The sequence below is a fragment of the Kitasatospora phosalacinea genome (assembly GCF_030268885.1).
Classification (GTDB): Bacteria; Actinomycetota; Actinomycetes; order Streptomycetales; family Streptomycetaceae; genus Kitasatospora; species Kitasatospora phosalacinea_C.
Map to the genome: position 1 here is coordinate 70,872 of NZ_BSSA01000025.1, position 23,441 is coordinate 94,312.

The following is a 23,441-nucleotide window of genomic DNA, read 5'->3' on the forward strand; positions in this document are numbered from 1 at the left end:
GGAGGAGACGGCGATGGGACGGCAGGGACGTCCGCTGCACGACATGGGCGGGGCGACCGGCCCCGCGGACACCGGGGGGCGACCGGACGCGACGCCCGAGGAGGACGGCACGCAGCGCCGCCCCGCGCCGATCGGCAAGGGCGGCACGGCCAACGTCGCGGGCAACGACGAACAGCAGCCCGAGATCGCCGAGGGCCCGGTGGCGGGCGTCCAGCCCGGGGAGGGAGAGGAACGGACGTCCGGCCACGGGGTGACCCGCGAACTGGACCCGCCCGGACCGCCCCGCACCCCCGACCGCCCGGTGCCCCCCGACGCGGTCGAGGACGCCCCCGCCGCGCTCGACCCCGAACGCGCCCGCCCCGCCGACCCGGCGGCCGACCCCGAGGACGAGGGCCTCCCCGACCTGGCGGACGGCTCACCCGCCGCCGAACAGGCCGCCGACCCGCAACGCCCGCCCGTCCCCGGCGACCGGCCGGTGGCCGCCGAGTCCTTCGGGGTGACGGGTGCGGAACAGGCCGAGGGCGAGTCGCTGGACGACCGACTGGCGGCGGAGCGGCCCGAGGTCTGGGAGGGCGGCCGCGACGAGGAGGAGGAGCGCCCCGGGCAGTCGGCGGAGGAGGCCGCGATGCGGGAGGAGGAGGGGTAGGGGAGGGCGACGGAGGGTCAGCTCGGGTCGTCGGGGCGGTGGGGAGCCGGGCGGCACCGTTCGTCAGCGGTGTCGACTCCCGCTGCCGGACTCACTGCCGGGGGTGCGAGCCGTCCACGATCGCGGGGTCGACCGTGTCGAAGCACACCCGGTCCGTGGCAGGAGCCAGGTGGAATCTGCCCGGGTAGCGGGCGCCGGTGATGCGGCTGTCGTAGCCGGCGCCGGCCAGCCACCCGGCGTGCTCGGGCAGGAACGCCGCCAGCTCCTTCGGCGGCCGGGCCGGGGCGGAGGGCTCGAAGGCGTACCCCGGGGTGCTGACGATCGACCTGACCGCACCTGCGGGCAGCCGGGCGGTGCCGACCACGCGGATCCGCGGGTCCTGGTCCGGGATCGGTTCGCGGCCCGAGTCGTTCGGGTCGTAGCCCAGCCAGTGGGGGTCGGACAAGCTGCCGATCCCCGGGAACCGGCGCTGCAGCGGCTCGACGTCCGTCCGCACCTTCTGGTGCCCCGGGCCGGCGTCGACCGTGGCCGCGCACGCGCCGGGCGGCCGACCGCTGACGGCGCTCCGGTGCTCCGGGGCCCGCTGGTGCTCCGGGCGGGGAACGCCTCGGCCGGAGCGGGAGTTGTCGGAGGGCGGAACGGTGACGGCGGAGCGGGAAGGCGGTGGGGCGGATGGTGCGCGCGGTGTGGAACGGTGCGGTGCTGGCCGAGTCCGAGGAGACGGTGCTGGTGGAGGGCAACCACTACTTCCCGGCGGAGGCGTTGAACCGGGAGTTCTTCGTTCCCAGTGACACCACGACGGTCTGCTCCTGGAAGGGCACCGCCCACTACTGGACGGTCTCGGTGGGCGGTGCCGAGAACCCGGACGCCGCCTGGTACTACCCGGAGCCGAAGCCGGAAGCCGAGCACGTCCGCGGCCGGGTCGCCTTCTGGCGCGGGGTGGACGTCACCGCGGCCGAGTAGGGGAGTTCCGGCTGCGGGGGCGCCCTGGCGGCGGGTGTCGCGGTCCGGTTTTCCGCGGGAGCGCCCGGGTAGGCGCGGGGGCCAGGAGAGGGGGAGCAGGAGCAGCACAGGGGGGACCGGAAGGAAGCGCCGTCATGGACACCCCTCGTCACCTGATCCCCATCCCCGCGGGGCCGGTCGGCATCGCGGGCCGGTCGCGGCCGAGGCCGGTGCGCTCGCCGCACCGTGCGGAGCGGTCCGCCCCGGCGGAGCACTCCGCGCAGCCCGTGCGGTCCACCGAGGCGGCCGTTCCCGCGGACGTGGAACTGTACGCCGTGCTGGGGGAGGACTGACGGTGGTGGTCGTGCGGACGCCGCAGCGGTGGCGGAAGCGCCAACAGCACTGCACGCCGGAGGAGTTGTGGCTCGGTCAGCTCTACGCCGCACTCCGGCTGGACGGCCGCGGACCCACCCCGGAGGAGCTGCGGGCGGTCGGCGGCCTCGACCCGGAGCGGATCGCCCGCGCCGTGCGGCGCGGGCGGGCGTGGTTCCGGTCCGGGGCGGGGGAGGAGCCGTACGCCGCGGACTGAGGACGGGGAAGGAACGGACTCGGGCCCCCGGCCGCCGGACGACGGCGGCCGGGGGCCCGACCGCGGGGGGATGCGCGGGAAGGGCCGGCGGGGGCGGGAAGGGGTTTGAGGTGGGCGGGCCCGGTCAGCCGCTGGGTATGGAGTTCACGCCGGAGTACCTGGAGCCGCTGCCCACCACGGAGGTCCGCTCGGGCGGTGGGGAACGCCCGTCCGGGCCGTGGGTGGTGACGCCGGGACTCACGGGGCGGCGGACGGCGGGGGACGGCGCCGGGACGGCGGTGCTGCTCGACCGGGACGGGGTGCTGGTGGCGGACATCGCGTACAACGGCGACCCCGGCCGGGTCTACCCCCGCCCCGGCGCCCGGGCGGCGGTCGACGAACTGCGGTCGCTGGGAGTGCGGTTGGGGGTGCTCACCGAACAACCCGGGGTCGCCCGGGGAATCCTGACCAGGAGCCGGATCGAGACGGTACACCACCGGATCGCGGAACTGTTCGGACCGTTCGACGTGTGGGCCGTCTGCCCGCACGCCCCCGCCGACCACTGCGGCTGCCGCAAGCCCGCCCCCGGCCTCGTCCTCGCCGCGACCCGGGCGCTGCGGGTGCCGCCGGAACGCACCACGGTCATCGGCGGCACCGGAGCCGACCTGGTCGCCGCGGCCGAGGCCGGAGCGCACGGCCTCCTCGTCCCCACCGCAGCCACCCGCCCCGGCGAGGTCGCCGCCGCGGGCCGCCGCCACGCCGCGGACCTGGCGGGCGCCGTCCGGCTGCTGCGCGCGGGCGGGGCGGTGCCGGTGGGCGGGGGCTGAGGGGGCCGGGGGCCGAGGGGGCGGAGCGAGGAGCAGGACCGTGGGGCAGGGGCAAGGGCAGGGGCAGGGGCAGGGGCGGGCAGGGTGGCGGGGCGGGGCCGCGGGGTTGGGCGAACGCCCCCGGGGTATGCGCGGGCGGGGCGAGACTTGGTGAGGTGGAGTGATGGACGGGCCGCACGGTTACCGGATCGTCGTCCCCGGGCGACCGGGGGCGCACGCGCCGCAGGTGATGGTGGTGGTGTACCGCTCGGCGGAGACCACCCCGGAGGGGCTGGCCGTGTACGCGGGGGCGGACGGGCTGCGGGTGACGGTGCACGGGGAGGTGGCGTGCTTCCTGGAGCCGTACCCGTCCGGCCTCGCCCACCCCTACGGTTACGCCTACCCGCTGGCCGCCGCCTGACGGCCCGACCGGGCGGCTGTGCCTGCCCGTCGGCCCCGTGGGCCGCGGCCCGACCGCCCGACGGCCCGGTTGTGCGGTTGCGCCCGCGCGTTGGCCGTGGCCCGGCGGTGCGGCGGCCCCACTGCGGGGAGCCGGGGCGTTGCGGCGGTGTTGTCAGGCTGCGGCGAAGGCGGTGACCAGGGCGCGGTCGAAGGACGGGAGGTCGTCCGGCTTGCGGCTGGAGACCAGGGTGTTGGGGCCGTTGGTGCAGACCACCACCTCGCGGTCGACCCAGTGCGCGCCCGCGTTGCCCAGGTCGGTGCGGAGGCTGGGCCAGGAGGTGATGGTGCGGTCGCGGACCACGTCGGCCTCGATCAGGGTCCACGGCCCGTGGCAGATCACCGCGACGGGCTTGCCCCGGGCGAAGAACCCGGCGACGAACTCCACCGCGCGCGAGTCGGTGCGCAGGAAGTCCGGGTTGGCGACGCCGCCCGGCAGGACCAGGGCGTCGAAGTCGGCGGCGGAGACGTCCGCGACGGCCGCGTCCACCATGAACGCGTCGCCCCGGTCGAGGTGGTGGAAGGCCCGGATCTCGCCGAGTTCGGTGGAGACCAGGCGCGGGGTGCCGCCGTGGTCCAGGACGGTCTGCCACGGCGAGTTCAGTTCGACCTGCTCGGTGCCCTCGGGGGCGACCAGGAAGGCCACGGTCGTGCCGTCCAGCTCGGTCCGCCCGCTCGGCTCGTACGGCTCGTTCGAGGCGGTCGGCTGGTGGGGTTCGCTCGGTGCGCTCATGGCGGCTCTCCGTTCCTGGAGGGGGTGGGCGTGTCCGCGGGAGGTCCCCGCAGGGCGCGTCTCACCGGGAGCGAAGGGTGGCAAACCACCGTGAAAGGTGCACGGCGGCATAGGGTGGAGGCGGAACCGAGGAGGCGGTGGACAGGGTGGACGGGGAACGGGCCGAGCTGGAGGCCACGGTCGACCGGCTGCGCACCGAACTGGAGGGCCTGCGCACCGCGATGCGCACCCGGGCCGTGATCGAGCAGGCCAAGGGCGTGCTGGTCGGCCGGTTCGGCTACGCGCCCGAGCGGGCGTTCGACGAACTGGTGCGTCGCTCGCAGGACGGGAACCGCAAGCTGGCGCAGATCGCCGCCGACCTGGTCGCCGCGGCCGCCCCGCCCCCCGCCGCCCGGGAAGCCCCGGCACCCGCGGCCCCCGCACCACCCGCGGCCCCCGCACCACCTGCGGCCCCCGACGCGCCGCAGCCCGCACAGCACGTACAGCCCGCGCAGCACGTACAGCCCGGGCAGCCGTCGGGCGGGGAGGAGGAGGGGAACGGGCCCGGGCTGGCGGCCCGGTTCCACCTGGCCGCCGCCGCGCTCGCCACCGCCGCCGACCCCGACGAGCTCGCCGAACACCTGCACCGGACCGCCCTCGACCCGCTCGGCGCGCAGGCGCTGGTCCTCGCCGTGCGCGAACCGGACGGCGCGCTGCGACTAGTCGGCGCCCACGGGGTGCCCGCCCGCCAGCTCAGCCAGTGGCAGCGCATCCCGCCGCTCACCCGGGTGCCGCTCACCGAGGCCGTCCGCACCGGCCGACCGGTGTGGGTGGCCGACCGGCGCGAGTTCGCCGCCCGCTACCCCGAACTGGGCGGCGACGACCTGGTGCCCGGCACCACCGTCTGCGCCCTCCCGCTGCACGCCGACGGGCGGCTGCTCGGCGCGCTCAAGATCGGCTGGGCGGAGCGGCTGGACCCGGACCCGGCCGTCCGGGCGCACCTGGCCGCGCTCGCCGACCTCACCGCCGACGCGCTGCTGCGCCTGCCCGGAGCCGCACCGTCCGCCCCGGCCACCCCGTCCGCCGCGCCCGGTGCGGTCGGCCCGGCCGGGGTGACCGCACCGCTCGACCCGGCGGGCGCCCCGTGGTTCCGGGCGGTGCTGGACGGGCTGCTGGACCCGGTGCTGCTGCTGCGCGCCGTCCACGACGAGGACGGGAAGGTCACCGACCTGCGGGTCGAGCACGCCAACGCGCCCACCGTCGACCTCGCCGGACGGGACGCCGCCGAACTGCGCGGGCGACGGCTGACCGAGCTGTACCCCGGCATGGTCGCCTCCGGCACCTTCGACCGCCTGCGCACCGCCGCCGCCGACGGCATCCCCTACCTGGGCGAGACGGAACGGTACGTCGAGACCGTCGGCGGCAGCGCCCGGGCCAGCGCCATGACCGTGCACGCCGTCCCGTTCCAGGACGGCCTGCTGCTCACCTGGCGGACCCACGACGAACGCGACCGGCGGATCGCCCAACTCGCCCAGACCGCCCGCCTGACCCGGGCCGGAACCTGGGAGTGGCACCCCGGCGACCGCCGGATCACCTGCTCCGACAACGTCCCGCCGCTCTTCGGCGCCGCCGACGCCACCGGCGACCTCGACCCGCGCGCGGCCCTCGACGCGGTCGTCCCCGCCGACCGCGAGGCCGTCCGCGCCGCCGCCCGGGCCCTGCTGGACGGCCGGGCCTCCGTCACCGCCGAGTTCGCCGTCCGCGCCGCCGACGGACAGCGCAACCTGCGGGCCCTCGGCGAGGCCGCCCGCGCCGACGACGGCCGCCTGCTCGCGCTCACCGGCGTCGTCCAGGACGTCACCCCCTGGCGGCGCGCCGAACGGGCCCTCAACGACACCCGCGACCGCCTCGCCGACCAGCGCCGCCGCACCGGCGACGAGCAGCGCGCCGTCCGCGCCCTCCAGCAGGCCCTGATGCGCGCCCCCGCCGGACGCCCCGTCCCCGGACTCGACAGCGCCGCCCGCTACCTGCCCGCCGAACGCGAACGCAAGGTCGGCGGCGACTGGTACGAACTGCTCGACCTGCCCGACGGCACCGTCCTGCTCGCCGTCGGCGACGTCTCCGGACACGGCCTGCCCGCCGCCATCGTGATGTCCCAACTCCGGTACGCCCTCAGGGGGTTCGCCTACGACGGCGCTCCGCCCGGGCAGCTCCTGGACCGTCTCGACCGGATGCTCTGCCACCAGCGCGCCGACCACATCGCCGCCGTCACCGTCGCCCGCCTCGACCCCCGCACCGGACACCTCGCCTGGGCCCGGGCCGGACACCTGCCACCCGTCCTCCTCCACGACGGCACCGCCCGCACCCTCGACCCGCCCCCCGGCCTGGTCCTCGGCGTCACCACCCGCGCCCGCCGCCCCACCGCCGAACTCAAGCTCGCACCCGGCGACACCCTGCTGCTCTACACCGACGGCCTGATCGAGCGCCGCAGCACCGCGGCCGGTGCCGGTGCCGGTGCCGGTGCCGGCACCGACCCCGACGCGGGCGTCCACCGGCTGCTGCGCGCCTGCACCGACTACCGGGCCGCCCCCGGCTCCGCCGGGCTCCTCGACCACCTGCTGCGCCGCTTCGGCGCGCCCAACCCGTCCGACGACATCTGCCTGCTCGCCGTCCGCCGCCAGGACTGAACGGCGCCAGGACCGAGCGGTGCCGCGTCCGGACGGCGGTGTTCGGAGGGGGTCAGTCCTCGCTGGAGTCGCCGAAGCGGAAGCGCCGGTGCATCCGCTCGCGCCAGGGCAGCTCCGGGGCCACCAGCTCGTCCGGCGGCGCCTGCGCCCCCGGGCCCGGCCGGGGCATCGCGGAGGCCGCCGCCTCGGTGGCCCGCAGCTGAGCGCCCATCGCCGTCAGCCGCACCGGGGCGGTGTGCTCGCGCACGGTCGGGAACAGCCGGGCCTCCTCCAGGCCGAAGTGCCCGGTGGCCGCCTCGACCAGCCGGGCCACCAGGCGGTCGAACTCGGCCGTGCCCGCCGTCGTGTCCGCCGCCGCCTCCCGCAGCTCCCGCACCAGGGCCCGCAGCGCGGCGTGCGCCTGCAGACCGTGGTCGACCGCGTCGTCGCCCGGCGGGCGGCCGTGCCGGGCGATCGGGTACAGGTGCTCCTCCTCGGCCGTCAGGTGCCGCACCAGGGCGTCGGCCGCGACCGCCGCCAGCCGGCGGCGCCGCGGGTCGCCCAGCGGCAGCCCCGCGAGTTCGCTGAAGCGCACCCGCAGCACCTCGTGGTCGGTCGTCAACTGCTCCAGCAGGTCCGGTTCGCGATCGGCGGCCATGCCCGTACGCCTCCTCCGGTGGTCCTCCCCCGTCCTGCCGGGCGCCTGCCCTGCCGGTGCGAGGGGAAACACCAGGTCGGGGCCGGGGCCGGGGCGGGGGCAGGGACGGTGACGGCGGCCGACCCGGGCCCGCGGATTGGCGTCCGGCCCGGCGGGTAGGCGCGGTGACCACCGCCAGGTCGACCGGGTGGGGGAGAGGGACGAACGCCCCCACGGAGGAGGAGCCATGCCGCGAGGACGCACCACTGCGGCGACGCCCGCCGCACGCACCGCGCACGCCGTCCGCCGCCCGGGCCGCCGGGTGCCGCTCGCCCCGCGCGGGCAGTTCCGGTACCCCGAGCAGCTGTGCCGCCGCGCCCGGGCCCGCTACGCCTGCGGTGACCGGGGCGACCAGGGCGACCGCGGCGGGAGGGCCGGGAGGACGGTGGCGTGATCGGGCGGGGGCCGACGGGTCCGCCGCGGTCACTCCTCGTCGCTGGCGATCTCGATGCAGGCGAGGTCGATCTGGTCGGCGAGTTGGCGGACCAGGTCGGCGAGCGTGGCGGTGGTCGAGGGGTCGAGCCCGCTGTCCTCGTGGTCGGCCCACTCCTCCCACTCCTCGGGTAGGGCCCGCAGCAGTTCGACCACCTGCAGGGCCGGAATGGCCAGGCCGCCGGACAGTCCGCAGATCACCGGGACATTGAGTCGTCCCATGGCGTCCACCTCCTCCTGCGCGTGGGTACCGTTCGGGGTTCTGCGCTCATCCGGGCGTCTGCCCGGAGCCGTCCGGCGGAAACGACGGCGCGCCGGGGGCGGAGGCGGGGGCGGGACGGCGGTGGCCGCGGTGGCTGGTGTCGCACAGCGGGTAGCGGCGGCTGCGGCGGCAGGTGCAGACCGCGACGACCGGGCGGTCGCAGTGCAGCACCGTGCCGTCCGGCAGCAGCAGGTCCACCGGGCCGTCGACCAGCAGCGGGCCGCGGTCGGTCAGCCGGATCCGCGGCGGCGGGGGCGGCGGCGGGGAGGCGTCAGGCGCGGACACCGCGGATCACCACCAGCTCCTCGGTGCGCACGCCGGGCTCGATCAGCCCGGTGCGCTCGAACCACGGGGCGCGGGCGGTCATCAGCGGGCCGAAACCCTGCAGCCGCCGGGCCACGACGGACGTCCGTAGACCGGCGGCCCGCAACTGCCGCACCGTCGCCTCGGGCCGGGCCAGCGAGGACTGCACCAGCAGCAGCACCCCGCCCGGCGCGAGCAGCGGGGCCACCCGGCGGCACAGCCGGTCCAGCAGCAGCCGCCCGTCCGGCCCGGCGTCCCAGGCCCGGGCGGGCCCGCGCGGGGCCGGGCCCGGGTGCGGGGCCGGGACGTACGGGGGGTTGCTCAGCACCAGGTCGTACCGGCCGCCGTCCGGGGTGGACGGGGTGGACGGGGCGGACGGGACGTCGGCGGGGGTGTCCGGGGTGAGGTCGCCGTGCCGCACGCGCAGCGGGAGGCGGCGCAGGCGGGCGTTCAGCCAGGCGGTGGCGAGCGACAGCCGGGACAGGTCGACGGCGGTCACCCGGCAGCCGCGCCGGGCGGCGGCCAGGGCGAGCGCGCCGGAGCCGGTGCCGACGTCCAGGCAGCGTGCGCCGGGTCGCAGCGGTTCGCGGCCGAGGGCTTCCAGCAGCAGGGCGGTGTCCCCCTGGGCGGGGTACACGCCGGGCGGTCGTAGCAGCAGCATGGGGCCGCGTATGCCCGGCAGCCGGCGGACCACACGTCCGGCGGGCTCCGGAGAGCGCGGTGGAGGCAGGGTTCAGGGCGCCGGGGTGGTGGCGGCGGTGCGGTGGGCGAGGTCGTCGACGACGGCGGTGAGGCGGCCGTGGCGGGTGAGGGCGGCGCGTTGCCGGTCGGCGCCGCAGCCGGTGGTGAGCAGGCGGGCGGAGAGGTGGCGGGCGAGTCCGAGTTCGTGGGTGCGCAGCAGGGCCGGTGCGGTGAACTCGACCAGTTCGGTCAGGAGTTGGCGGGCCGACTGGAGACGGCCGGTGAGCGGGTCGGGCAGCCGGGCGTCGAGGGCGGCGGACGCGGCGCGGCGGTGGGCCTGCCGCAGCGGACCGTCGGGGACCGGCCGCGGGCGGGCCCGGGTGCGGGGGTCGAGCAGGGTGTGGGCGAGGGCGCGCAGCAGGACGGCCAGCAGCACGACGGTGTCCAGGTCGGCGCAGCTGTCGGCGACCCGCACCTCCAGGGTGGGCAGGTGCTCGGACGGCCGGGCGAACCAGTACAGCATCCGGCGGTCGAGGATCACCCCGTCCGCGAGCAGCCGCTCCAGGGCGGTGCGGTAGCCGGTCTCGTCCAGCACCGGGGCCGGGCCGAAGGTCGGCCAACGGGCGTACCGGTCGGGCCGGTTGGACGCGGTGCCGTGGTCGGTGCCCTCGCAGAACGGGGAGTTGGCGCAGAACGCCTGGAACAGCGGCAGCCAGCCGCGCATCCGGGCGCTGAGCCACAGGGCCTGACGGTGGGTCAGGTCGCCCAGGTGGACGTGGCAGCCGCACACTTCGGCGCCGACCTGGTCGGCGACGCCGTCGATCCGCTCGGCCAGCAGCAGGTAGCGGGGCTTCGGGGTGACGGTCAGCGGGTGGTGGCTGGGCAGGACCGGGGTGCCGCTGGCGACGAGTCGGCAGTGGGCGCGGTCGGCGGCCGCCAGCAACGCGGCGCGGGTGTCGGCGAGTTCGGCGCGCAGCTCGGCGGCGGTGCCGACCGGCCGGGTGCAGCCCTCCACCTGGGTGGCCAGGAACTCGTGCTGGGCGCGCGGCCCGAGCGTCCGGGCGGCGTCCGCGACCACCGCCTCGGCGGCGGGCACGGTGACCCGGCTGCGCGGGCCGGTCAGCAGGAACTCCTCCTCGACGCCGAAGCGCAGCAGCGGCGGGCCCGGACTGCGTGGACGCGGCGGGCTGTTCACGCCGGGTGTCCCGCGTCGAGGGCGGCGACGTCCCGCAGGGTGAGCACCGCGGGCGGTGGCGGGTCGGCCCCGCCGCCCGCCAGCGGGTCGAGCAGGAACGCGGTGTGGTCCCCGCCCTCGACCCGGCCGACCACCCGCCCGGCGAACCAGGCCGTGGCGTCCGTGAGCACCGGCACCCCGGCCGGGCCCGGACGCCAGCTCACCCGGGCGAACTTGTCGGTGTCGTCGCCGGTCTGCTCGCCGAACAGCCGGGCCAGCGCCCGGCCCGCGTCGTCCGGCGGCAGCAGGTGGACGGCCAGCGCCGTCGCGCGCGAGGCCACCCGGTGGGTGCGGTTGCCGTGCGACAGCCAGACGGCGAACCGCTCCGGGTGGATCGAGCACTGCGAGCCGAAGCCGACCAGGCAGCCGGCCCTGGTGCCCCGGGCCTCGGCGGTGACGACGTACACGGGCGGGTCGAGCAGGGGCAGGAACGCCCCCGCCCCGCTCACCGGCCCGCCGGTCGATCCGCTCACCGGCCCGCCGGTCGCCCCGCCGGTGGCTCCGGTTCCGGTCGTCGGGTTCATGCTCCGGCTCCTTCCGGGGGCCGCTCCGCGGGCAGCGGGACGCGCAGCGAGGGGGCGCCGGAGCGCCAGGCGGTCAGCAGGTGGTCGGCGAGCCGGTCCTCGGCCCGGGCGTAGGCCAGGGCGCCGAAGGCGATCTCCGGGGCGGGGCAGTCCGACGGCCCGGAGAGCAGCGGTTCGATCACGGTGCGCCGCACCAGCTGCTCGTGGACGGCGTCGGCGAGGACGTGCTCGCGGTAGAAGAACGTCCCGCGCGGCGAGGCGCCGAGCCGTTCGAACGCGGCGGCGAGCCGGGCCGCACCGGGCGGGGAGGTGATCTCCACGGCGGCGAACTGCCCGACCAGGGCGGCCCGCAGGGAGCGGTGCAGGCCGAACAGCGACATCGTGTTGACCACGGCGAGGGCGGGCGCGGGCACCGCGTCCAGGTAGGCCCCGTACGCCGGGTCGAGCCCGAAGTCGGCCATCATCGCGGCGAACAGTTCGGCGTGCGCCCGCTCCGGCCGGCCCGCGCCGTACTCGTCGTACTGCACGGCGACCAGGGCCGCCTTCGCCGGGTTCGGCAGCCGGGGCACCGCCCACATCTGCGGATCGGCCTCCTTCAGGTGGTACAGCGAGCGGTGCGCCAGGTACTCGCGGGCCTGCTGCCGGGTGCCCGTCGTCAGCAGGTGGTGCGAAGGGCCGTCGCCGTCCGGGGGTTTGACCAGCAGGTCGGCCAACACGTCCTCCAGCGGCGGCGGTTGGCCCACCTCCTGGCGCAGTGCGGCCAGGAACGTCCGCTCCAGCCGCCCGCGCAGCGCGAGCAGCGGGGGCGACCACTCCCAGGAGTCGTCGACGCCCGCGAAGCCGCGGTAGTGCAGCTCGTAGCAGACGTACAGGGCGAGTTGGAGGTCCTCGCCCCACGGGTCCGGCGGGTCGGCCGACGGCGGGGGCGAGAGCGGCGCGGGGGCGGAGTGGTGCAGCGCGGCGAGGACCGCGGCCGAGAGCGGGCCGCGGGCCGTGGGCAGCGGCGGTGCGCCGGGGTCGGTGCGGGGTGCGGTCCGTACGGTGTCCACCTCGGTCAAGTCCCCTTCTGCTCAGGTCGGTTCGTCGTGGGAGCCCCGGCGCGTTCCGAACGGAGCTCCAGGACGCAGCACTTGGGGCCGCCGCCGGCCTTCCGCAGCTCCGTGAGATCGACCGGCACCGGGACGTAACCCGCCGCCCGCAGCCGCCCGGCCAGGCCCCGGGCGGCTGCGGGCAGCACCACGTGGCGGCCGTCGCTGATGGCGTTCAGGCCGAACGCGGCGGCGTCCGGCGCGGTGGCCAGGATCGCGTCCGGGTAGAGGCGGCGCAGCTCCCGGCGGGCGCCCGGGGCGAACGCGTCCGGGTAGTACATCACCCGGGTGTCGTCCAGCACGGCCAGCGCGGTGTCCAGGTGGTAGTAGCGCGGATCGGTCAACTCCAGTGACACCACCGGCAGTCCGAGCACCCGCTGGGCCTCCCGGTGGGCGGCGGTGGTGGTGCGGAAACCACTGGCCGCGAGGATCCGCCGCCCGGCCACCAGCAGGTCGCCCTCGCCCTCGTTGACCTCGGCTGCGGTGCGGACCTGCCGGAACCGCGCGGCCGCGAACCAGCGCCGGTGCGCCGCCGACTCGCCCGCGCGCTGCCGGTGCCGGAAGTTCGCGACCAGCACCCGGCCGCCCACCACGGTGGCCCCGTTGGCGGTGAACACCATGTCGGGCAGGCCCGGTTCCGGCGCCAGCAGGTCGACCCGGTGGCCGAGCGAGCGCAGCACCGCCGCCAGCTCCCGCCACTGCCGCAGCGCCACCGCCCGGTCCACCGGCCGGTCCGGGTCCATCCACGGGTTGATCGCGTACTCCACCGCGAAGTGCTCGGGCGGGCAGAGCAGGTAGCGCCGCCGCCGCACCCCAGGTCCGGGACGGGGGCGGGCGGGGGCGGCAGGAGCGGTGACCGTGTCCATGCGCCGCGTCTGTCCGCCGCCGCCCACCGCGAAACGGCCCCGACGGGATGCGGGTGGCGGGGGTGGAACGGCGGCCACCGGGCAGACGGTACGGCCGGAGGTGGTGGTGCCGTGGAACCGGGAGCCGAACGCCGGAGGGACGGTCGAGGCGGACGCGCGGGGAACACCGCCCGCCGGGCGCGGGCACTGGGGGCGCGAGCACGCAGGGCCCGGTCGGGTCCGGTGCGCCCCGGTGCGGTGCGGGCGCCCGCGGTGCGGTCGTACGGGCGGCCGGACGACCGGCGGGGGAGCGCGCTGGAACGGGCGGCGGGCCGGGCCTGGCGGCTGCTGGTGGTGGCCGCCGCCGGGTACGCGGGCTACCTGCTGGTCAGCAAGCTGATCCTGCCGGTGGTGGCGCTGTTCGTCGCCCTGGTGATCACGGCCGTGCTGCGGCCCCCCGTCGACCTGCTGGCCCGCCGGATGCCGCGCGCCCTGGCCGTGCTGCTGACGCTGCTGAGCGCGCTGGCGCTGATCGTGGGGCTGGGGCTGCTGGTCACGATGGTGGTCCGGGCGCAGACCGGGCAGCTCGGCGGGCAGGTGCGCAGCGGCGTCGACCGGCTGGAGCACTGGCTGGAGGGCCCGCCGCTGCACGCCAGGACCGGCACCCTGTCCGACCTGCGGCACCGGCTGGCCGACCTGATCGGCAGCCACCGGCAGGCCGTGCTGTCCACCGCCGTCACCAGCGCCGGGTGGCTGGTCGAGGCGGGCGCGGTGCTCGCGCTCGCGGTCTTCTGCGCCGTGTTCCTGACCCACTCCGGGGAGCGGATGTGGCACTGGGCGACCGACCTGCTGCCGCAGCGGACGGCCTCCGTCTGGCACCGGGCCGGGCACGCCGCCTGGCGCACCTTCGCCGGGTACACCCGCGGTCTGTTCCTGGTCGCGGGCACCAACGCCGTCCTGGTCGGCGTGGCGCTGGCGGTGCTGGGCGTGCCGCTGGCGCTGCCGCTCGCCGGGCTGGAGTTCCTGGCCGCGCTGATCCCCCTGGTCGGCTCGCCGATCGCGCTGGCCGTCGCCTCCCTGGTCGCCCTCGCCACCCGCGGCCCGGTGACCGCCCTGCTGGTGCTGGCCCTGATCGTGCTGATCGGCCAGCTGGAGGGCCACGTCCTGCACCCCCTGGTGATGGGCTGGGCCGTCCGGCTGCACCCCGTCGCGGTCGCCCTGGCCGTGGCCGTCGGCGGCACCCTCGGCGGGATCGTCGGCGCGGCCGTCGCGGTGCCGGTGCTGTCGGTGGGCTGGGCGGTGTTCCGCGAACTGCGGGACGGGGAGGCGCCGGACGGGGGTGGAAGGGGCGGCCCGGCCTCACGGTAGGTGCGGGCGGCGACGCCCGGGGCCGCCGGGGGACGGGCGGACGGCGCGGGCCGCCGTGGCCGCCAGCAGCACCAGACCGGCCCGGGTCAGTCGGAGCGCCTCCGCCACCGCCGCCGCCAGCACCAGCAGCGCGGCCAGCAGGGCCCGGCAGGGCGGGCCGAGCAGGGCCCGGACCTGGTGGTGGCGCATGGTGCGCAGGCGCAGGTCGAGTTCGACGTCCACCCGCAGTTCGGCCTCCAGGGCCGCCAGCAGGTGGCGCTCCCGGGGGGAGAGCGTCGCGCCGTCCACCGTCCTCACCGCCAGTCGTCAGTCGTCAGTCGTCAGTCGTCCGTGATCGTGATCGTGGCCGTGGCCGGGCCCAGTAGCGCGCACAGGGTGCACAGGGCCGTCCAGGACACCGTGCGGGTGCGGTAGCCCAGGTGGCGGGCCACCCGGCCGAGGCGGCCGCCCGGCGTGCGCGTTCCGCTCACCGTTCACCCGCCGCGGGGTGCGCCAGCGCGCTGCGGTCGAGACGCTCCAGCAGCGCGCCGACCGAGGGGTGCACCTCGACGGCGCCGGTGCCGCGCAGCTCCGCGGCGGCGAACCCGCCGGTCTCCACCCCCACGCACGGCGTCCCGGCCCGGCCCGCCGCCTGGACGTCCCAGACGCTGTCGCCGACGAACACCGAGCGCTCCGCCGCCGCGCCCGCCTGCTCCAGCGCCCGCTGCACCAGGTCCGGGGCGGGCTTCGAGGCGTCCACCCCGTCCGAGTCGGTCACCGCGTACACGGCGTCGTCGGCGTCCAGCACCCGTCGCAGCACGTCGAGTTCGCGCCCCGAGGCGGAGGTCGACAGCACCACCCGCCAGCCCCGCCGGTCGCACTCCCGCAGCAGGTCGCCCGCCCCCGGGAAGGCCCGCAGACCGGGCCAGTGCTGGGCGTACAGCGCGAGGTGCGCGGCGTCGAGCGCGTCGTCCTCGGAGCGGTCCCGGTCCTCGCCGAGCAGGTGGTCGAGCAGGTGGTCGCTGCCCATGCCGATGGCCCGGTGGATCCGGGCCGCGTCCACCTCGTGCCCGTACTGCGCCAGCGCCTGCCACCAGGCGAGCGTGTGCAGGTAGACGGTGTCCACCAGGGTGCCGTCCACGTCGAACAGTGCGGCCGCGACGTCCGTTGCCATGCCGTCGCCTCCTCCCGACCAGGGCCCGTCGGCCCGTACCTCTTCCGGTGCGAGCCCCCGTCTACCCCGGCCGCACCGCTCCACACCCCCGTTTTCCGCCGCACCCGGACGGACAGACGCCGGGGGAGGAGAGGCCGCGACCATGTCCGAAGTGCACCTGGGCCGGAACGAGACCCCGAACGAGCGTGCGGACCGGCGCTGGACCGAACTCCTCCAGGAGGTCCGGGTCGCCCAGACCGGCGCGCAGATCCTGTTCGGCTTCCTGCTGAGCGTGGTCTTCACGCCGCGCTTCACCGCCCTCGACGCCTTCGAACGCGGCCTGTACGTGGTCACCGTCGTCCTCGGCGCCCTCGCCACCGGCGCGCTGATCGCCCCCGTCGCCTACCACCGGCTGCTCGCCGGGCGCCGCCTCAAGCCCCAGCTCGTCGACGCCACCGCCCGGGTGGTCACCCTCGGCGTCGTGCTGCTCGCCCTCACCGTCGGCTCCGCGCTGCTGATGCTGCTGCACCTGGCCACCGGCGGCAGCCCGCTCGCCTGGCTGATCGTCGCCGCCGTGATGGGCTGGTTCGTGCTGTGGTGGCTGGTGCTGCCCTGGCTGCTGCTGCGCCGCAACGGCAACGGCAACGGGGACGGAGACGGGGACGGGGACGGGGACGGGGGGCGTTGAAGCCGGGGGAGCGGTTTCCGTTCCGGCGAGGGCGGCCAGACGCCTGCCATGGCACCCACCGAACCCCGAACCGTCGTCGTCACCGGCGCCTCCGCAGGCGTCGGCCGCGCCGTGGCCCGCGCGTTCGCCGCCCGCGGCGACCGCGTCGCCCTGCTGGCCCGGGGCCGGGCCGGCCTGGACGCCGCCCTGGAGGAGGCCCGGAGCGCGGGGGCCCGCGCGATGGCCGTCACCGTCGACCTCGCCGACCCCGACGCCGTCGAACGCGCCGCCGAGAGCGTCGAGCGCACCCTCGGCCCGATCGACGTCTGGGTCAACGCGGCCCTCGCCTCCGTCTTCGCCCCCTTCACCGAGGTCACCCCCGCCGACTTCCGCCGCGTCACCGAGGTCACCTACCTCGGCTACGTCTACGCCACCCGCGCCGCGCTGCGCCGGATGCTGCCGCGCGACCGCGGCTGCGTCGTCCAGGTCGGCTCGGCGATCGCGTACCGCGGCGTCCCGCTGCAGAGCGCCTACAGCGGCGCCAAGCACGCCCTGCAGGGCTGGAACGAGGCGGTGCGCTGCGAACTGCTGCACCAGGGCACGGCGGTGCGCACCACGATGGTGCAACTGCCCGCCGTCAACACCCCGCAGTTCGACTGGGTGCGCTCCCGGCTGCCCCGCGAGGGCCGCCCCCTCGGACCCGTCTACCAGCCCGAGCCGATCGCCCGCGCCGTCGTGCACGCCGCCGACCACCCCGGCCGCCGGGAGTACCGGGTCGGCGCCTCCACCGTCGCCACCCTGCTGGCCAACGCGCTCGCGCCCGGCCTGTTCGACCGCTACCTCGCCCGCACCGGCTTCGACGGCCAGCAGACCGACACCCCGCGCCCGCCCGACCAGCCCGACAACCTGTGGGCCCCGCTCGACGACCACCGCGACCACGGCGCCCACGGCCGCTTCGACGCCGAGGCCCGCTCCCGCTCCTTCCAGGCCTGGGCCGACCGCCACCGCGCCCCGCTCGCGGCGGCCGCCGGCGCCCTGCTCACCGCCGGAGCCCTCGCCCGCGGGCAGCGGCGCTGAGCTCCGGACGGCAACGGCCGGGCCCGTCCGGCGAACGGTTCCGCACCACTCGCCGGACGGGCCCGGCCGTCTGACCGGGGCCCGTCGTCAGTGCGTGAAGCGGTGGCGCGGGCGGCCGGTCGGGCGCTGGGCGGCGGTGGAGCCGCCGGTGGTGGTGCGGTCGGTGGCGGTCGGGTCGGTGGCGCGGTCGGCCGGGTCGGCGGTGCGGTCCAGGGGCACGGGGGCGTCCTGGGTGGCGGGCGTCCGGTAGCGGCGGCGCCAGCGCAGACCGCCGGCCATCAGGGCCAGTCCGGCGCAGAACAGCAGGGCGAGGGCCAGTCCGGCCAGGAAGGCGCCCAGGGTGCTCATGGTGGCGATCTGGTGGCCGAGCACGTCGACGCCGGTCTCGGGGCCGCCACCGAGGTTGTCGGCGATCAGCAGGCCGGCGAACGCGCCGGACGCGGCGAACAGCAGGATTCCGAGCAGCAGCATGGTTCAGGTCCTTTCGCTTGCTCCGTTGCTCCCGGTCGGCGGGCGTCTGCCCAGGAGGTACCGGGACGAATCAGCACCGGTCAGGCGTCCACCAGGTAGGGCGCGGCGCGTCCCTCGGCGAGGGTCAGGCCGTGGCCGGGGGCGCCGTCCGCGCCGGGGGTGACGGTGCCGCCCGCCGGGTCGAGGGTGCCGTCGAAGAGCAGCGACTCGATCCGGACGTGGTCGTGGAACCACTCCAGGTGCCGGACGGTGGCGGCCCGGGCGGCCGCCGCGTGGGCGTGCGCGTGCGGGGAGCAGTGCCCGGAGAGCTGGACGCCGGACGCCTCGGCGACGGCCGCGGCGCGCAGGAAGCCGGTCGGGCCGCCGCAGCGGGTGGCGTCCGCCTGCAGGCAGTCCACGGCGGGGGCGAGGCGGGCGAAGTAGCGGGCGTCGTCGCCGTACTCGCCGGCCGCGACGTCGGGGGCGACGGCGGCGCGGACGGCCGCCAGGGCGGCCGGGTCGTCGGAGGGGACGGGCTCCTCGAACCAGGTCACCCCGTCGTCGGCGAACGCCGCGGCCAGCCGGATCGCCCGCTTCGCGGTGAACGCACCGTTCGCGTCCACGTACAGCGCCGCGTCCGGGCCGATCGCGGCGCGGGCCACGGCGATCCGCTCCAGGTCGCGCTCGGGGCGGCCGCCCCAGGACTCGCCGATCTTGATCTTGACGCGCGGGATGCCCTGCTCCTCGACCCAGCCGCGCAGTTGGCGCTCCAGCACCCGGTCCGGGTACGTGGTGAACCCGCCGCTGCCGTACACCGCCACCGGCCGGGGCCGCCCGCCCAGCAGCCCCACCAGCGGCACGTCCAGCAGCCGCGCCGCGAGGTCCCACAGCGCCAGGTCGACGGCGGACAGCGCGTACGTGCCCAGGCCCGGGCGGCCCGCGTTGCGCAGCGCCCGCCGCATTGCCTCGTGGGCGCCCGCGGTGTCGAGCGCGTCGCGGCCCAGCACCGCCGGGCCGAGCTGCTCGCGCACCAGCGAGGCGGCGGCCGACGGGCCGTACGTCCAGCCCAGCCCGGTGACCGGGCCGCTGCCCGCCTCGACCAGGACCAGGGTGGTGGCGTCCCAGGCGAAGGTGCCGTCGGCCTCGGGACGGTCGGTCGGCACGGTGTACACCCGCGCCGTCAGCCATTCGATCGGACGGTCGGTCCACACGACGGTCACCTCAGCTCTCTCGCGTCGGGGTGCGCAGGCCCCGGCGGGCCCCGGCGGCGAGCACGCCCGCCGCCCGGTCGACCACGGCCATGATGGTCAGCGCCGGGTTGGCGGCGCCCTGGGTCGGCAGCACGCTGCCGTCGGTGATCAGCAGGTTCGGCACCGCGAAGGAGCGCAGGTCCCGGTCGACCACGCCGTCCTCGGGCCGGGCCGCCATCCGGCAGCCGCCGACCAGGTGCGCGTACCGGTCGATGGCGATCACCTCACTGGCGCCCGCCGCGGTCAGGACCGCCTCCATGGCGCCGCGCGCCGCCGCGATCAGCTGCCGGTCGTTGTCGCACTGCGAGTAGGAGAAGTGCGCGACCGGCAGCCCGTGCCGGTCCTTCTCCTCGGCCAGCGTGACCCGGTTGTCGGCCTGCGGCAGCAGCTCGGCCAGCCCGCCGAGGGTCGCCCAGTGCACGTAGTCGGACAGGTAGCGGCGCAGGTTCGCGCCCCAGTGGCCCTGGGCGACCACGTGCTCGGCCCAGGTGATCGGCATCGGCGAGACGGTCTGGATGCTGAAGCCCCGCCGGTACGGCTTGGCCGGGTCGGTCTCGTAGAACGCCTCCGTCGACACCTCCGGCGGCGGCGCCTTGTACGCCCGCACCTCCTGCTCGAAGCGGCCGGAGACCTGCGGCGCACCCTGCACCATCACGTACCGGCCGACCAGGTCGAAGTCGTTGCACAGGCCGTCCGGGAAGCGCGCGTTCGCCGAGTTGAGCAGCAGTCGGGGCGTCTCGATCGCGTACCCGGCGACCGCCACCGTCCGGGCCCGCTGCAGGTGCTCGCGCCCGCCGCGCAGGTAGCGCACGCCGCGGGCCAGCCCGTCCGGGCCGAGCTCGACCGCGCAGGCCATCGCGTCGGCGCGGACCTCCACCCCGTGCGCCAGCGCGTCCGGCAGGTGGGTGATCAGCGGCGAGGCCTTCGCGTTGACCTTGCAGCCCTGCAGGCAGAACCCCCGGTACACGCAGTGCGGGCGCCGCCCGAACCGGCCGTTGGAGATCGCCACCGGCCCGACCCGGGCCTCCAGCCCGAGCGCCGCCGCCCCGCGCAGGAACACCTCGCCGTTGCCGCCGACCGGGTGCGCCGCGTGCGGGTAGGCGTGCGGCTCCCCCCACGGCCAGTACTGGCCCGCGACCGGCAGCTCCGCCTCCAGCCGCTGGTACGAGGGGCGCAGGTCGTCGTACGACAGCGGCCAGTCGGCGCCCACCCCGTCGCGGCTGCGGGTGGCGAAGTCGGACGGGTGGAAGCGCGGCGCGTACCCGGCGAAGTGCACCATCGAACCGCCCACCCCGCGCCCGGAGTTGTTCGACCCCATCGGCACCGGGTCGGAGCCGGACAGCACCCGCGGCTCGGTCCAGTACAGCTGGTGCGCGCCGTACTCGTCGCTCACCCAGTCCCGCAGCGGGTCCCAGAACGGGCCCGCCTCCAGCACCACCACCGACCAGCCCGCCCGGGCCATCCGCTGCGCCAGCACAGTGCCGCCCGCGCCGCAGCCGACGACGACCAGGTCGACCTCGTCCTCGTCCCGGTGGCGGCGCATCCGCTCGACCAGCCGCCGGTCGAAACCCAGGCCGCCCGGCGGCAGCAGCCACGCGGAGGCGTTGCGCCGCCGCACCGACCGCTGGCGGCGGGTGGTCTGCCGCAGGGTGGCCAGCGCGGCCCGCGCCTCGCCGTGGCGGCCCGGGTCGGTGACGGCGGGCAGCGGCGGCGGCGCGGGCCGCTCGGCGTCCGGCTGCTGCTCGGGGCGCGCGTCGGCGACCTCCCACGGCTCGCGCCGCCCCAGGCCGAGCCGGGCGTAGCCGGACGGGAAGGCCGGGCCGCCGAAGCCGATCTCGTCCCAGGCCGCCGGGTGGGCGTAGTACGCGGTGCACGCGTAGCGCGTCCACAGGCTCCACACGTGCTTCGCGGGCCAGCCGTGCCAGCGCTCCGCCCGGCGCACCTCCTCGATCAGGCCGTCCTGCTGCCGGTCCGTCAGCTCGGCGAAGGCGGGGCGGCCCGGCAGCGCCCGGGCGTCCTCGTCCAGCGCCCGCATCGTCTCGGGCCAGGCCCGGTCGTCCGGCGGCAGGTCCGCGTAGTGCCAGCCGTCGGTCTCCTGCTCGGCCAGCCGGGCGTCGATCACCGGCAGCAGGTCGACCGGCGGGTGGTCGAGCAGCCGCTCCAGCAGGGCCCGGGCGACCGCCTCCTCGGCGGGCGCGAACAGCCGCAGCGGCGGCTGCGGGCCCGCCACCCGGGAGGTCACCACGGCGGCGGTCACCTCGTCCCAGTGCGGGCGGCGGTCCAGCGAACGGTAGCCGGGGAACCGGTCGCGGTACTCCGGCCGATCCGCGCTCACGAGCACCCCTCGCGCCGCAGCACCGCCGCGACCAGGCCCATCCCGCCGACCATGCCCAGCAGCAGCGGCGCGAACACCGGCGGGCCGGTCTCCAGGTTGAACCGGGCCATCCGCCAGCCGCCCGGCTTCTGGGCCACCCCGCGCACGTGCAGCCAGAACCCCTGCAGGCCGTTCGCGGCGATCGCCGCCGAGGCCAGCGGCAGCAGCGTCCGGGCCGCCCGCGCGTCCAGCGCGCCCGCCAGGCCCGCCGCCGCGCCGACCGGGCCCAGCACCACCGGCCACCACATCATCCGGTTGCCGAACCCGGCCCGGTCGTGCTCCAGGTAGATCTCGGCGGCCGCCACCACCGAACCCGCGCCGGTGGCCAGCGCCAGCGAGCGCTGGAACCGGCCCTCGCGGACGGCTTGGAGCGGGCCGGTCACGACCTGCTCCGGTGCGGCAGCAGCTCGGCCAGCTTGGCCCGCAGCCCGCGCTTGACCACGTTGGCCCGGTCGCTGTCGCCGCGGAGCACCGACTCCGCCGCGTCCTTGATCTGCGACCAGTCGGCGTGCGGCGGGACCGGCGGCACCGCCGGGTCGGTGCGCACGTCCAGCACGCACGGCCGGTCCGCGCCCAGCGCCCACTCCCAGGCCGCCCGCACCTTGCCCGGCTCCTCGACCCGCAGCCCGCGCAGGCCCACCGACTCGGCGAAGTCCGCGTACCGGACGTCCGGCAGCTGCTGCGAGGGCAGGAAGCTCGGCGCGCCCTGCATCGCCCGCATCTCCCAGGTCACCTGGTTCAGGTCGTGGTTGTTCAGCACGCACACCACCAGCCGCGGGTCGCTCCAGCGCTCCCGGTAGCGGGCGACGGTGACCAGCTCGGCCAGCCCGTTCATCTGCATCGCGCCGTCGCCGACCAGCGCCACCACCGGCCGGTCCGGGTGCGCGAACTTCGCGCCGATCGCGTACGGCACGCCCGGGCCCATGGTCGCCAGCGTGCCCGACAGCGAGCCGCGCATCGTGCCGCGCATCCGCAGGTGCCGGGCGTACCAGTTGGCCGCCGACCCGGAGTCGGCCGTCACGATCGCGTTCTCGGGCAGCAGCGCGTCCAGCGCGTGCACCAGGTACTCCGGGTTCACCGGGTCGGCGGGCACCTTCGCCCGCTCCTCCATCACGTCCCACCAGCGCGCGGTGTTCTTCTCCACCTGCTTGCGCCAGCTGCGGTCCTTCTTGCGGTGCAGCATCGGCAGCAGCCGGTCCAGCGTCGCCGCCGCGTCGCCCACCAGGTTCACCTCGTACGGGTAGCGCAGCCCCACCATGAACGGGTCCGCGTCGATCTGCACCGCCCGCGCCTGGTCGAACTCCGGCAGGAACTGGGTGTACGGGAAGCTGGAGCCGACCGTCAGCAGCGTGTCGCAGTCCCGCATCAGCTCGTACGAGGGCCGGGTGCCCAGCAGACCGATCGACCCCGTCACGTACGGCAGGGTGTCCGGCAGCACGTCCTTGCCGAGCAGCGCCTTCGCCACCCCCGCGCCCAGCAACTCGGCCACCTGCTCGACCTGCTGACGCGCGCCCCGGGCGCCCTGGCCGACCAGCATCGCCACCTTGCCGCCCGCGTTCAGCACCTCGGCCGCCCGCAGCAGCTCGGCGTCGTCCGGCACGGGGTGCGACTTCGGCAGCCCCAGGCTGGAGGGCACCATCTTGAACGCGTGCTCCGGCGCCTGCTCGGGCAGCTCCTGCACGTCCGCCGGAATGATCACGGCGGTCACCGTGCGGTACGCCGCGGCCGTCCGGAACGCCCGGTCCAGCACGTTCGGCAGCTGCTGAGGGACGGTCACCATCTGGCAGTACGCCGAGGCCACGTCCTTGTACAGGCTCAGCAGGTCCACCTCCTGCTGGTACGAGCCGCCCATCGCGCTGCGGTCGGTCTGCCCGACGATCGCCACCACCGGCACGTGGTCCAGCTTGGCGTCGTACAGCCCGTTCAGCAGGTGGATCGCGCCCGGCCCGGACGTCGCCGCGCACACCCCCACCTTCCCGGAGAACTTGGCGTAGCCCACCGCCTCGAAGGCCGCCATCTCCTCGTGCCTGGCCTGCACGAAGGAGGGCTGGTCGTCCGCCCGCCCCCACGCGGCCAGCAACCCGTTGATCCCGTCCCCCGGGTACCCGAACACCTGCTCCACGCCCCACTCGCGCAAACGGGCCAGCACCTGATCCGCGACAGTCCTGGACACGGGACATCCCTCCTTCACGCACGACGACACCACTCCCCGGCGTCTGACCGCCCCCGCCGGAACGGAAACACCGGGAGGCGGTGCC

At 76.8% G+C, this 23,441-nt stretch carries 29 protein-coding genes; 11 read left to right on the plus strand and 18 right to left on the minus strand.

The window, feature by feature from the left end; all coding sequences use genetic code 11:
* Positions 1-13 precede the first annotated feature (13 nt).
* Positions 14-646, plus strand: coding sequence for a hypothetical protein (locus QSK52_RS28725; RefSeq protein WP_285739104.1), 633 nt, complete (start codon positions 14-16; stop codon positions 644-646).
* A 91-nt stretch (positions 647-737) separates the two neighbouring features.
* On the opposite strand, the gene QSK52_RS28730 is transcribed toward QSK52_RS28725, so the two are convergent.
* Positions 738-1,091 carry a hypothetical protein gene (locus tag QSK52_RS28730; protein WP_285739105.1) on the minus strand — a complete coding sequence of 118 codons (354 nt, stop codon included), beginning with the start codon at positions 1,089-1,091 and terminating at the stop codon, positions 738-740.
* Between the two features lie 227 nt (positions 1,092-1,318).
* Here QSK52_RS28730 and QSK52_RS28735 point away from each other — a divergent pair, with 227 nt between their 5' ends.
* The 5 genes from QSK52_RS28735 to QSK52_RS28755 all read left to right on the plus strand — a co-directional run bounded on the left by QSK52_RS28735 (position 1,319) and on the right by QSK52_RS28755 (position 3,383).
* On the plus strand, positions 1,319-1,609 hold the full coding sequence (locus tag QSK52_RS28735; protein WP_285739106.1) for a DUF427 domain-containing protein: 291 nt from the start codon (positions 1,319-1,321) through the stop codon (positions 1,607-1,609).
* Positions 1,610-1,743: 134 nt separating this feature from the next.
* Entirely contained in the window at positions 1,744-1,941 is a 198-nt protein-coding gene (locus QSK52_RS28740) for a hypothetical protein (protein ID WP_285739107.1), read from the plus strand.
* 2 nt (positions 1,942-1,943) lie between these two features.
* Entirely contained in the window at positions 1,944-2,177 is a 234-nt protein-coding gene (locus QSK52_RS28745; protein ID WP_285739108.1) for a hypothetical protein, read from the plus strand.
* Between the two features lie 137 nt (positions 2,178-2,314).
* The gene (locus QSK52_RS28750; RefSeq protein ID WP_285739109.1) at positions 2,315-2,983 is read left to right on the plus strand and encodes a D-glycero-alpha-D-manno-heptose-1,7-bisphosphate 7-phosphatase; all 669 of its coding nucleotides are present in this window, start codon (positions 2,315-2,317) and stop codon (positions 2,981-2,983) included.
* 163 nt (positions 2,984-3,146) lie between these two features.
* Complete coding sequence (locus QSK52_RS28755; RefSeq protein WP_285739110.1) at positions 3,147-3,383, plus strand: DUF6296 family protein; 237 nt, start codon at positions 3,147-3,149, stop codon at positions 3,381-3,383.
* A gap of 153 nt (positions 3,384-3,536) precedes the next feature.
* Here the strand turns inward: QSK52_RS28755 and QSK52_RS28760 are convergent, their stop codons facing one another.
* Positions 3,537-4,154: a type 1 glutamine amidotransferase domain-containing protein gene (locus tag QSK52_RS28760; protein WP_285739111.1), complete on the minus strand. Its 618-nt coding sequence runs from the start codon at positions 4,152-4,154 to the stop codon at positions 3,537-3,539.
* 137 nt (positions 4,155-4,291) lie between these two features.
* On the opposite strand from QSK52_RS28760, the gene QSK52_RS28765 reads away from it, so the two are divergent.
* The gene (locus QSK52_RS28765; protein ID WP_285739112.1) at positions 4,292-6,820 is read left to right on the plus strand and encodes a SpoIIE family protein phosphatase; all 2,529 of its coding nucleotides are present in this window, start codon (positions 4,292-4,294) and stop codon (positions 6,818-6,820) included.
* A 52-nt stretch (positions 6,821-6,872) separates the two neighbouring features.
* Here QSK52_RS28765 and QSK52_RS28770 read toward each other — a convergent pair whose 3' ends face one another.
* Positions 6,873-7,457: a hemerythrin domain-containing protein gene (locus QSK52_RS28770; protein ID WP_285739113.1), complete on the minus strand. Its 585-nt coding sequence runs from the start codon at positions 7,455-7,457 to the stop codon at positions 6,873-6,875.
* Between the two features lie 226 nt (positions 7,458-7,683).
* Here QSK52_RS28770 and QSK52_RS28775 point away from each other — a divergent pair, with 226 nt between their 5' ends.
* Positions 7,684-7,890 (plus strand): hypothetical protein, encoded by a 207-nt coding sequence (locus QSK52_RS28775; protein WP_285739114.1) that lies wholly within the window; start codon positions 7,684-7,686, stop codon positions 7,888-7,890.
* A gap of 29 nt (positions 7,891-7,919) precedes the next feature.
* Here the strand turns inward: QSK52_RS28775 and QSK52_RS28780 are convergent, their stop codons facing one another.
* From QSK52_RS28780 to ddaH, 7 genes are all read right to left on the minus strand, one after another.
* Positions 7,920-8,150: a DUF6213 family protein gene (locus QSK52_RS28780; protein ID WP_285739115.1), complete on the minus strand. Its 231-nt coding sequence runs from the start codon at positions 8,148-8,150 to the stop codon at positions 7,920-7,922.
* A 46-nt stretch (positions 8,151-8,196) separates the two neighbouring features.
* On the minus strand, positions 8,197-8,475 hold the full coding sequence (locus QSK52_RS28785) for a CDGSH iron-sulfur domain-containing protein (RefSeq protein WP_435053397.1): 279 nt from the start codon (positions 8,473-8,475) through the stop codon (positions 8,197-8,199).
* Entirely contained in the window at positions 8,462-9,154 is a 693-nt protein-coding gene (locus tag QSK52_RS28790) for a methyltransferase (RefSeq protein ID WP_285739116.1), read from the minus strand. The genes QSK52_RS28785 and QSK52_RS28790 overlap by 14 nt, the downstream gene beginning before the upstream one ends.
* 72 nt (positions 9,155-9,226) lie before the next feature.
* Entirely contained in the window at positions 9,227-10,369 is a 1,143-nt protein-coding gene (locus tag QSK52_RS28795) for a carboxylate-amine ligase (protein WP_285739117.1), read from the minus strand.
* Positions 10,366-10,857 (minus strand): flavin reductase family protein, encoded by a 492-nt coding sequence (locus QSK52_RS28800; protein ID WP_435053398.1) that lies wholly within the window; start codon positions 10,855-10,857, stop codon positions 10,366-10,368. The genes QSK52_RS28795 and QSK52_RS28800 overlap by 4 nt, the downstream gene beginning before the upstream one ends.
* 71 nt (positions 10,858-10,928) lie before the next feature.
* Positions 10,929-11,981 carry an iron-containing redox enzyme family protein gene (locus QSK52_RS28805; RefSeq protein WP_285739119.1) on the minus strand — a complete coding sequence of 351 codons (1,053 nt, stop codon included), beginning with the start codon at positions 11,979-11,981 and terminating at the stop codon, positions 10,929-10,931.
* A 5-nt stretch (positions 11,982-11,986) separates the two neighbouring features.
* Positions 11,987-12,886 (minus strand): dimethylargininase, encoded by a 900-nt coding sequence (ddaH, locus tag QSK52_RS28810; protein ID WP_285739120.1) that lies wholly within the window; start codon positions 12,884-12,886, stop codon positions 11,987-11,989.
* A 222-nt stretch (positions 12,887-13,108) separates the two neighbouring features.
* On the opposite strand from ddaH, the gene QSK52_RS28815 reads away from it, so the two are divergent.
* Positions 13,109-14,233: an AI-2E family transporter gene (locus QSK52_RS28815; protein ID WP_285739121.1), complete on the plus strand. Its 1,125-nt coding sequence runs from the start codon at positions 13,109-13,111 to the stop codon at positions 14,231-14,233.
* Here QSK52_RS28815 and QSK52_RS28820 read toward each other — a convergent pair.
* From QSK52_RS28820 to QSK52_RS28830, 3 genes are read right to left on the minus strand one after another with little or no spacing between them, the layout of a single operon-like run.
* Positions 14,225-14,521: a hypothetical protein gene (locus QSK52_RS28820; protein WP_285739122.1), complete on the minus strand. Its 297-nt coding sequence runs from the start codon at positions 14,519-14,521 to the stop codon at positions 14,225-14,227. The genes QSK52_RS28815 and QSK52_RS28820 overlap by 9 nt on opposite strands.
* 32 nt (positions 14,522-14,553) lie before the next feature.
* Complete coding sequence (locus tag QSK52_RS28825; protein WP_285739123.1) at positions 14,554-14,703, minus strand: hypothetical protein; 150 nt, start codon at positions 14,701-14,703, stop codon at positions 14,554-14,556.
* Positions 14,700-15,386 (minus strand): HAD family hydrolase, encoded by a 687-nt coding sequence (locus tag QSK52_RS28830; protein ID WP_285739124.1) that lies wholly within the window; start codon positions 15,384-15,386, stop codon positions 14,700-14,702. The genes QSK52_RS28825 and QSK52_RS28830 overlap by 4 nt, the downstream gene beginning before the upstream one ends.
* Before the next feature lie 142 nt (positions 15,387-15,528).
* On the opposite strand from QSK52_RS28830, the gene QSK52_RS28835 reads away from it, so the two are divergent.
* Both QSK52_RS28835 and QSK52_RS28840 read left to right on the plus strand, forming a co-directional pair.
* Positions 15,529-16,053, plus strand: a complete 525-nt coding sequence (locus tag QSK52_RS28835; RefSeq protein WP_285739125.1) for a DUF6328 family protein — start codon at positions 15,529-15,531, stop codon at positions 16,051-16,053.
* A gap of 48 nt (positions 16,054-16,101) precedes the next feature.
* Complete coding sequence (locus tag QSK52_RS28840; protein WP_285739126.1) at positions 16,102-17,109, plus strand: SDR family oxidoreductase; 1,008 nt, start codon at positions 16,102-16,104, stop codon at positions 17,107-17,109.
* Positions 17,110-17,196: 87 nt separating this feature from the next.
* On the opposite strand, the gene QSK52_RS28845 is transcribed toward QSK52_RS28840, so the two are convergent.
* The 5 genes from QSK52_RS28845 to QSK52_RS28865 all read right to left on the minus strand — a co-directional run bounded on the left by QSK52_RS28845 (position 17,197) and on the right by QSK52_RS28865 (position 23,356).
* Positions 17,197-17,580: a hypothetical protein gene (locus QSK52_RS28845; protein WP_285739127.1), complete on the minus strand. Its 384-nt coding sequence runs from the start codon at positions 17,578-17,580 to the stop codon at positions 17,197-17,199.
* 80 nt (positions 17,581-17,660) lie between these two features.
* Entirely contained in the window at positions 17,661-18,770 is a 1,110-nt protein-coding gene (locus tag QSK52_RS28850) for an enolase C-terminal domain-like protein (protein WP_285739128.1), read from the minus strand.
* 10 nt (positions 18,771-18,780) lie between these two features.
* Entirely contained in the window at positions 18,781-21,144 is a 2,364-nt protein-coding gene (locus QSK52_RS28855; protein WP_285739129.1) for a GMC family oxidoreductase, read from the minus strand.
* Complete coding sequence (locus tag QSK52_RS28860) at positions 21,141-21,566, minus strand: hypothetical protein (RefSeq protein ID WP_285739130.1); 426 nt, start codon at positions 21,564-21,566, stop codon at positions 21,141-21,143. Before QSK52_RS28860 ends, QSK52_RS28855 begins: the two co-directional genes overlap by 4 nt.
* Positions 21,563-23,356, minus strand: a complete 1,794-nt coding sequence (locus QSK52_RS28865; protein WP_285739131.1) for a thiamine pyrophosphate-requiring protein — start codon at positions 23,354-23,356, stop codon at positions 21,563-21,565. Before QSK52_RS28865 ends, QSK52_RS28860 begins: the two co-directional genes overlap by 4 nt.
* Positions 23,357-23,441: the final 85 nt, after the last annotated feature.

What these genes read in the sequence shown, in the direction of transcription:
- QSK52_RS28725 (WP_285739104.1), top strand. Translation starts at nt 14, where the DNA reads ATGGGACGGCAGGGACGTCCGCTGCACGACATGGGCGGGGCGACCGGC.
- QSK52_RS28735 (WP_285739106.1), top strand. Translation starts at nt 1,319, where the DNA reads ATGGTGCGCGCGGTGTGGAACGGTGCGGTGCTGGCCGAGTCCGAGGAG.
- QSK52_RS28740 (WP_285739107.1), top strand. Translation starts at nt 1,744, where the DNA reads ATGGACACCCCTCGTCACCTGATCCCCATCCCCGCGGGGCCGGTCGGC.
- QSK52_RS28750 (WP_285739109.1), top strand. Translation starts at nt 2,315, where the DNA reads ATGGAGTTCACGCCGGAGTACCTGGAGCCGCTGCCCACCACGGAGGTC.
- QSK52_RS28755 (WP_285739110.1), top strand. Translation starts at nt 3,147, where the DNA reads ATGGACGGGCCGCACGGTTACCGGATCGTCGTCCCCGGGCGACCGGGG.
- QSK52_RS28760 (WP_285739111.1), bottom strand. Translation starts at nt 4,154, where the DNA reads ATGAGCGCACCGAGCGAACCCCACCAGCCGACCGCCTCGAACGAGCCG.
- QSK52_RS28770 (WP_285739113.1), bottom strand. Translation starts at nt 7,457, where the DNA reads ATGGCCGCCGATCGCGAACCGGACCTGCTGGAGCAGTTGACGACCGAC.
- QSK52_RS28775 (WP_285739114.1), top strand. Translation starts at nt 7,684, where the DNA reads ATGCCGCGAGGACGCACCACTGCGGCGACGCCCGCCGCACGCACCGCG.
- QSK52_RS28780 (WP_285739115.1), bottom strand. Translation starts at nt 8,150, where the DNA reads ATGGGACGACTCAATGTCCCGGTGATCTGCGGACTGTCCGGCGGCCTG.
- QSK52_RS28790 (WP_285739116.1), bottom strand. Translation starts at nt 9,154, where the DNA reads ATGCTGCTGCTACGACCGCCCGGCGTGTACCCCGCCCAGGGGGACACC.
- ddaH (WP_285739120.1), bottom strand. Translation starts at nt 12,886, where the DNA reads ATGGACACGGTCACCGCTCCTGCCGCCCCCGCCCGCCCCCGTCCCGGA.
- QSK52_RS28830 (WP_285739124.1), bottom strand. Translation starts at nt 15,386, where the DNA reads ATGGCAACGGACGTCGCGGCCGCACTGTTCGACGTGGACGGCACCCTG.
- QSK52_RS28835 (WP_285739125.1), top strand. Translation starts at nt 15,529, where the DNA reads ATGTCCGAAGTGCACCTGGGCCGGAACGAGACCCCGAACGAGCGTGCG.
- QSK52_RS28840 (WP_285739126.1), top strand. Translation starts at nt 16,102, where the DNA reads ATGGCACCCACCGAACCCCGAACCGTCGTCGTCACCGGCGCCTCCGCA.
- QSK52_RS28845 (WP_285739127.1), bottom strand. Translation starts at nt 17,580, where the DNA reads ATGCTGCTGCTCGGAATCCTGCTGTTCGCCGCGTCCGGCGCGTTCGCC.